This window comes from Baaleninema sp., from assembly GCF_049974805.1.
Taxonomy (GTDB): Bacteria; Cyanobacteriota; Cyanobacteriia; order Cyanobacteriales; family Geitlerinemataceae; genus Baaleninema.
The window spans coordinates 1-7,007 of the sequence record NZ_JBNGCO010000168.1; the positions used below are offsets into that span (position 1 = coordinate 1).

Consider the following 7,007-nt stretch of genomic DNA (forward strand, 5'->3'; position numbering starts at 1 on the left):
CACTGGTAAAGTCCCCCGAGAAGGGGGAGGCTTTAGACCCAAAGATTAGGGTAAAGTGAAGGATTGCCCTGACGGTCGGGAAGGGTCGGCTTAATTGTAGCGGTTGCGATCGCGCTTGGCAATCGGTTTCGATCGACCGATAAAGGGAAGAAATCGATTTATAATCGGTTTCCGACTGTGCTGTTTTTTTCCGGGTTGCGATGGGATTGACCCGCCGCGCGTTTCAAAAACGAGCTTTGCTGTTTGCGTTTGGTTCGATCGTTCCGCCGAGGCTGTTGCGACGGTTCCGAGGAGATGCGCCCAAACTGGTGACGCCGATGTCCCTGTCCGATACCGTTACCCAACAGGTGAACGGTTTGATTTCTGGGGTTCCCGCCGCTGTCCCGCCGGAAATCGAACTGCTGGTTCCCACCTATTTGGGGAACGCCCAACGTCGTTTTTACGGAAGGGGAACGCCGCAGGGGTTGAACCTTCTCGATCGATTTTATCTCGGAAGCGGGACGAGTGTGGTGGGGGGTAGTGCCAGCACTTGGAGCGGGGCGGGGTGGACGGGACAACCGACGCTGGTGCGCGATCGCGGTATTCCTTATTTAATTATCGGGGCTTACGACCACAGTTTGAGAAAACTCGACCTCGAAACCAACCAAGTGGTTTGGCGATACGAATTCGACGATATTCTCAAAGGCTCTTCGAGCGTTTATATCGACGCAACCGCCGAAGACGACAATCGCATCGTGGTTTTACAAGGGAGCCGTCGAGGGGTCAACAAGTCCCTCTCTTCGAGTTACGTTCCCAGTTTTCGCGCCGTGTCTTTTCGCACGGGACAAGAGCTATGGCGGCTCGACATTCGCGCCACGGACAGCTACAGCCGCGACAACGACAGTTCGGCGATTTATCTAGGAAACGGCACAATTTTTAATGTCGGCGAAAACGCCATCGGCTACTTTATTAATAGTAGCATAAAAAGCCGAAAAAACAACGGCGATTTTGCCGAACCTGAAGTTTACAAAGAGCTGCAACTTTACGAATTTGAAGATGTGGGCTATTACGGCGGGAATTTAGTTGCCGAATCTTCTCCGGCAGTATTCGACGATCGAGTTTATATTGCCTCGGGAGGGGGCAGAATTTACGGAATCGACATTAAAAGCCGCGAAATCCTTTGGCGATTTCGCTCCGGGGGCGATTTAAATGGAAGCATTTCCATTTCTAAAGAAGGGAAATTATTTAGTACGCTCGATCGCGAAAAAATACCGGGACAGGGAGGTGTATTTAAACTCGATCCCCGCCAAGGCGATCCCGATTGCGTCGAGTGGTTTTTACCCACATTAAACTTAGGATTTAGCGAATGGGAAGGGGGCATCACCGGGTCGGTGGCGTTGAACGACGAATATCGCGCCCCGGACATTCCGCCGCTTTTTGCCACGAACGCCATTGACGGAAATTTATACATCGGCAGCCAAACGCAAGTCACAGGAGAAAAAGTCAAAGGACCGTTTTTAGAACGGGATTACGACCGTCCCGTAATCCTGTTTAAAAAACAAATTGGCGCGTCCATTTCGACTCCCATTTTTACCGATGGCAACCGTTTAGTATCGGCAGGATATAACGGCGTTCACTTATTTCAAATCGATTACGAAATTGCCCGCGCCAGCGATGCTTTGGCGTTGCGGGGTGCCAGCGGAAATTACTACCGAGTTATCGTCAAAGAAATCGCCCAATTTCAACCCGGCGGTTCCTTTGAATCGACTCCCGTAATTTGGGATGGAATCCTGCGAATTTGCAGCCGCGACGGTTGGATGTATACGTTAGGGTAGTATTGGGGCGATAGGAGCGACGAGAAACGAAGAAACGCCAAACGCCAAAGCCCATGAAATCTCTACTGTTCGTCCTTTTAAGTATTGTTTTAGCGTGGCTGTGGGTGATGCTAATGGCTACGCCGACGGCGATGGGATAGCCGAGGGAGATATCGCCTCGAGATAAAAGGGTTCGAGAAACTGCGCCAACCAAGTTTTGAGTTCGAAGGTAGCGCGACAGTCATCTTCGTTGTAGTTGACGATCGCCTCGAGATAGGATCGATCGCTTGTTTCCAGCCATTGATTGTACCAACAAATACATTGAGCGCCGTTGGCGTTGGCGTCGCGCCAGTCGAACCCCACCCATCGCGCGATGGGTTTGAGAGCGTAACTTTCCACCGGAAGCACCACCGTTTCCGTCACCCACCAATGCACGTCAATACAGCGATCGACAATGGGTTTCCAGCGGCGAGACGGCGTGCGATACAGCTTCGCCAAGCGTCGAATCGTTTTCACTTCGTAATCGCAAAAATGGAAAATCGGGGCGTCGGGATAAGTCCAAAGTAACTCGAGGAAGTCGTGCCAAATCGCCTGTTCTTCCTCCGGCTTTTCCGCCAGAAAAGCGAAATAGCGTTGCGTTCCCGTGGCGCGATCGACCACCAACGCCCCCAACAAAAAGTCTAAATCGATATCCGGTTTCGCCTCAATATCGAAATGAATTTCCACCGACGCCTCGGGAACGTCCACCCATTGCTGCTGCGCCGTTTTCAACAACCGATGAATTTCCCGCAGCTTCGGCGTCGCCTGATTCGAGTAGGTCGTGTGCGCCTGCTGGCTGAGTTGTTCGCCAACCACTTCTCCAAAGGCGCTTTTCAACTGAGTGGGTTTGGCGGCGGCGAGGGCTTCCAGAGTTTGGATACCCATCGATCGCAGCTGTTCGTAACGGTTCGGCGTCACGCCGGGAACCAGAGACAAATGGTGTTGCGACTCAGCGATACTGTGACAACTGCCATACCAATGACAGAGATTGCACTTTTGCCGAGAGAGGAACAGTTCCGGCGTGCGGTGTTCCCGCAGCGTGGCGATGCAGTCGGCGAGAATGCCGTGCATTTCCGGCACGCGCTTGTCGAAGTCTATGAGATGGGGTTGTCTTCCGCGCAACAACAACCACGCCGTTGGCGGCCAAACCCCTTGAATCAAGGACAAGACTAAGCCGTTAAACGCGCCGACGATTTGATAGTCGAGTTTGGGGCGTTTGCCGAATTTAATCTCTTTAGGAACGTAATACCAATTTCCGAAGACAGAAGTTCCCGTTTCCCGAACCAGTAAATCCGGGTGACAGAGGAGGGTGACGCCGGGTATCCAGGGGGCAGTCAACAGTCCGCCGTAAATACAATCGACCCCTTGCCGCATTAAGTCTACCGTGGCTTCGGTGCCACCGAGCCAGTCGTCGCGAGACCATCGAGGACGACGATAGTCGTACTGTGCCAGCACCATTTGACGGTGAGCGTGGCTATCTTGGCGCAGTTCGAGGAGGAAGTCGCTGACGGGATCTTTTTGACGGCGATCGCCGAAGACATCGAGATACGCCCGTCGATCGCAACGTTGGTAATACAGCAATAAATCGGCGCTAACGAGCATGATGAAGGGGCGATACAGTCTCGCGATCGTCTGCCGGGGTTTGTCACCCGCGACCCGGAGTCTTTTTTATTGTACTGTTTTGCGGCCGGAGGGGAGATGGGGGGATGGGGGGATGGGGGGATGATGGGATGATGGGATGATGGGATGATGGGATGGGGGAGCGGTGCGTGACAATTTCTCGGTCTAAGGATTTACACCCGATTTTCCAAGTCACGCACCCTAGGGAAACGGTTCGCTGTTTACTGAAACAGTTGTGTGAGTTCGTCGGAATCCTCGAAGCTGTCGGTGGGGATGTCGGTGGGGATGTCTTCGTATTTGACGCGGGCGAAGACGCGATATTCTTCGGAGGGGGCGCCATTTTGAGATGTCGATCGCACTTTGACGAGGCTGTATTCGACGTTTTCGGCGTGGATGGCGAAGGTAATTTTAAATAACTCGAAGAAATGAACCACCCACTCGCATTCCTCTTCCGATAGATGTTCGTAGTAGCGTACCAGCTTGGCGATGGCGGTTTCGAGGTGAACGCGAGAGTGGGGACTGACGAGGACGAGTTTCAGTAAAATCACCACCAACGCCAGGGGGTTGCCGTAGGAAAGCATCCAAATAAAAATCGGCGAGGGTTCGACGCCGTTTTCTGTCGTCAGGGCGTCGATGACGCGGTTGCAGGTTCGCAGTCGCAAGGCTTCATCGACGGAACTGCCGTGTTTGTCGGGATAGAGGCTCTCGAGGCGTTGGGAGAGGCGGAGTTTAAGAGTTTGGGCGAGTTCTTTGTGACTCCACGAAAAGACTAAATATTTTTGTAAGCTGCGTTTGAAGTCGCGATAGCGTTGCTGTTCCGTTTGGCGCAGGAAGACTTGGGCGAGGTTTTGGTAGCTGAGGTTGCCGCGACGGGCGACGATGGTTTTGATAATCCGCAATACGTCGTTTCCGAAGATGGTGGGGTTGGGATATTGTTTGTCGTCGTATCCCACCATTTGCGATCGCGTGGTGTACATGGCTAAGTCTCGTTTGAAGCGATCTTTGAGTCGCTGGGAGACGACGCGGGCCACTTCGCGCTGTTCTTCGGGGTTGTCGGGGTTGGAATATTGGGGAACCAGGAGATAAGCCGTGTATCGATCGCTCCATTTGACGGGTTCTTCGGGTTGGGTTTCCTCTTCGTACTTGATGGAAAAGACCTTTAAGTCTTGATATTCTTTGCCTTCGACGAACAGCCTCAACCAAGCTCGCACTCGCTGTAAGTCAGGAGATAAAGCTCGTTTGTGGATAGAGGGATCGTGAAAGAGTTGAACCAGTTGAGGTATAAATTTATGTTGTCGGTTGGCTTCCCAGTTATTGAAGAGGATGTAACAGGAACGTTTGATGGTGTAGCGGAAGTTAGTGCCTTGATTGGCTAGGACGAGATTTTCCAGGGATTGGAAGGCTTCAGTGTTTTTGGCGTTGCCGTATTCGATGAACAGGCTGCGGAATTCAGCGAGAACTTGGTCGGGAGACCAGGCGCGAACGATTTCGAGGAGATAGTTGTAGATAATTTCCTGAGTTTGCTCGTAGAGCTGTTGGTCTGGGCGGTTGGTGGCGATAAAGGGGGTTAAGGGTCGATCGTCCTGGCGATGCTTCCGAAACATAGTTTCTTCTCCCCGAGATTACAAAATAAAGTCCTCGCTATTTGTAGCGTAACCTAGGTTGTCGCCTCGATCGAGTGGGTCTTACCCCTACGAAACCCCTAATCGGGGCTATGGTTTTTTATTATCGATGTTGGAAAAGTTACGATTGTAGTTAGATTTTTTGGGGCGATCGCCGGCGTTCGACTCTCGAGCCTCAATTCGATTTCCCAAGCCTCCGCCATTCTCTAACCCCGTTGCTGTCAACACCGTGACGGGAGCCATCTGAACCCCCAACGAAAGAGGGGCGAACCTCGGTTCGCCCCTATCTTTGAAAGCTTCAGTCGGTGCAGTTTAACGGAACATACTGCTGACCGAACTATCTTCGTGAATTCGCCAGATGGTTTCGCCCAAGACGTTCGCCACCGACAACACGGTCAGTTGGTCGAACTGGCGATCGCTGGGAAGGGGAATCGTGTTGGTTACGATCACCTCTTCAAACACGCCGCTCGAGAGCCGTTCGACGGCTGGGGGCGAGAAAATGGCGTGAGTGGCGCAGGCGTAGACTTGGCGAGCGCCTTCTTTTCTGAGCAGGCGAGCGCCTTCGGTAATGGTACCCCCCGTGTCGATCATGTCGTCGACCAACACGGCGGTTTTACCGCGCACGTCTCCGATGACGTTTAAGACTTCCGCGACGTTGTGCGCTTGTCGCCGTTTGTCAATGATGGCTAAGGGCGCATCGTTGAGTTTTTTCGCAAAGGCGCGGGCGCGGGCGACGCCGCCGACATCGGGAGAGACGACGACGATATCGGAAAGTTTTTTGCTGGCGATATAGTCGAGTAAGACCGGAGATCCGTAGACGTGATCGAAGGGAATATCGAAATATCCCTGAATTTGTGCCGAGTGCAAGTCCATAGCGAGAACTCGATTCGCCCCGGCTTCCGTCACCAGGTTCGCCACGAGTTTCGCCGCGATCGATTCCCGGCCGGCGGTTTTGCGATCGGCCCGGGCGTATCCGTAATATGGAAGTACGGCCGTAATCTGACGGGCTGACGCGCGACGGCACGCATCGATCATAATCAGAAGTTCGACGAGATGGTCGTTGACCGGATTGCAGACGGGCTGAATGAGATAGACATCGCAGCCGCGAATGGATTCTTGAATTTGAACGTATAGTTCTCCGTCCGCGAAGCGCTTGCGTACCATCGGACCGAGATCGATCCCTAGGTATCGCGCCACTTCTTGGGCGAGTGTTGTGTTGGCAGAGCCAGAAAATAGCCTCAGTCGATTGTTATCGACTACAGATAGTAAGGAAGGCTGAAGCGATAGAGTTGCAGAACGGCTCACAGCAGACCCTCGACGCACGTTAGGTTAAGTTAAGGCAATATTATCATTTCATCCCCGAAACCGTAGCGAAAATTCAAATTAAACTCGATCGAGGTGGGCGATCGATCTGACAGAAAAGCCTGTCGAAGCGTCGATCGAACCGGATCGAATTTTTTAGGTTCGATCGCGGATCTCGATCGCCCCCCGCGCTGAAAGAGCGCGTTTGCGACCACTTTATGAAAGGAAAATTGCAATGAGTCTCAAGGATCGCATTGGCGAACAAATCAAATCGGCGATGAAAGCGAAGGACAAACTGCGCTTAGAAACCGTTCGCTCGATTAAAAAGGCTATTTTGGAAAAGGAAGTCAGCGTTCGTCCCCAGGGACAGGAGGAACTGACTCAAGAGCAAGAAATCGAGCTACTCTCTCAACTGGCCAAGCAACGCCGCGACGCCATCGCCCAGTACCGGGACGCCGGACGGGAGGATCTCGCAGAACAGGAAGCGCAAGAGTTAGCCATCTTGGAGGAATTTCTACCTAAACAACTGTCCGAGGCGGAAATTCAAGCGGCGGTTGACGAACAAATTGCCAAGGTGGGTGCGACGTCGCCGAAGGATATGGGAAAAGTGATGGGCCCGCTGATGCAGCAA

Annotated in this window: 6 protein-coding genes; 2 read left to right on the forward strand and 4 right to left on the reverse strand. The window is 52.7% G+C overall.

Going from position 1 to position 7,007, the window contains the following annotated elements:
- Positions 1-236 precede the first annotated feature (236 nt).
- The gene (locus tag ACP5D4_RS20330) at positions 237-1,814 is read left to right on the forward strand and encodes a PQQ-binding-like beta-propeller repeat protein (RefSeq protein WP_428013437.1); all 1,578 of its coding nucleotides are present in this window, start codon (positions 237-239) and stop codon (positions 1,812-1,814) included.
- 117 nt (positions 1,815-1,931) lie between these two features.
- Here the strand turns inward: ACP5D4_RS20330 and ACP5D4_RS20335 are convergent, their stop codons facing one another.
- The 4 genes from ACP5D4_RS20335 to ACP5D4_RS20350 all read right to left on the reverse strand — a co-directional run bounded on the left by ACP5D4_RS20335 (position 1,932) and on the right by ACP5D4_RS20350 (position 6,379).
- The gene (locus ACP5D4_RS20335; protein ID WP_428013438.1) at positions 1,932-3,434 is read right to left on the reverse strand and encodes a TM0106 family RecB-like putative nuclease; all 1,503 of its coding nucleotides are present in this window, start codon (positions 3,432-3,434) and stop codon (positions 1,932-1,934) included.
- Between the two features lie 239 nt (positions 3,435-3,673).
- Positions 3,674-5,056: a hypothetical protein gene (locus ACP5D4_RS20340; RefSeq protein WP_428013439.1), complete on the reverse strand. Its 1,383-nt coding sequence runs from the start codon at positions 5,054-5,056 to the stop codon at positions 3,674-3,676.
- Between the two features lie 108 nt (positions 5,057-5,164).
- Entirely contained in the window at positions 5,165-5,317 is a 153-nt protein-coding gene (locus ACP5D4_RS20345; protein WP_428013440.1) for a hypothetical protein, read from the reverse strand.
- A 69-nt stretch (positions 5,318-5,386) separates the two neighbouring features.
- Complete coding sequence (locus tag ACP5D4_RS20350) at positions 5,387-6,379, reverse strand: ribose-phosphate pyrophosphokinase (protein WP_428013441.1); 993 nt, start codon at positions 6,377-6,379, stop codon at positions 5,387-5,389.
- Positions 6,380-6,611: 232 nt separating this feature from the next.
- On the opposite strand from ACP5D4_RS20350, the gene ACP5D4_RS20355 reads away from it, so the two are divergent.
- A partial coding sequence (locus ACP5D4_RS20355; RefSeq protein ID WP_428013442.1) for a GatB/YqeY domain-containing protein occupies positions 6,612-7,007 on the forward strand: 396 nt, incomplete at its 3' end.

Excerpts from the sequence above, each read along its gene's own strand:
- ACP5D4_RS20335 (WP_428013438.1), bottom strand. The coding sequence starts at position 3,434 with ATGCTCGTTAGCGCCGATTTATTGCTGTATTACCAACGTTGCGATCGA.
- ACP5D4_RS20340 (WP_428013439.1), bottom strand. The coding sequence starts at position 5,056 with ATGTTTCGGAAGCATCGCCAGGACGATCGACCCTTAACCCCCTTTATC.
- ACP5D4_RS20345 (WP_428013440.1), bottom strand. The coding sequence starts at position 5,317 with ATGGCTCCCGTCACGGTGTTGACAGCAACGGGGTTAGAGAATGGCGGA.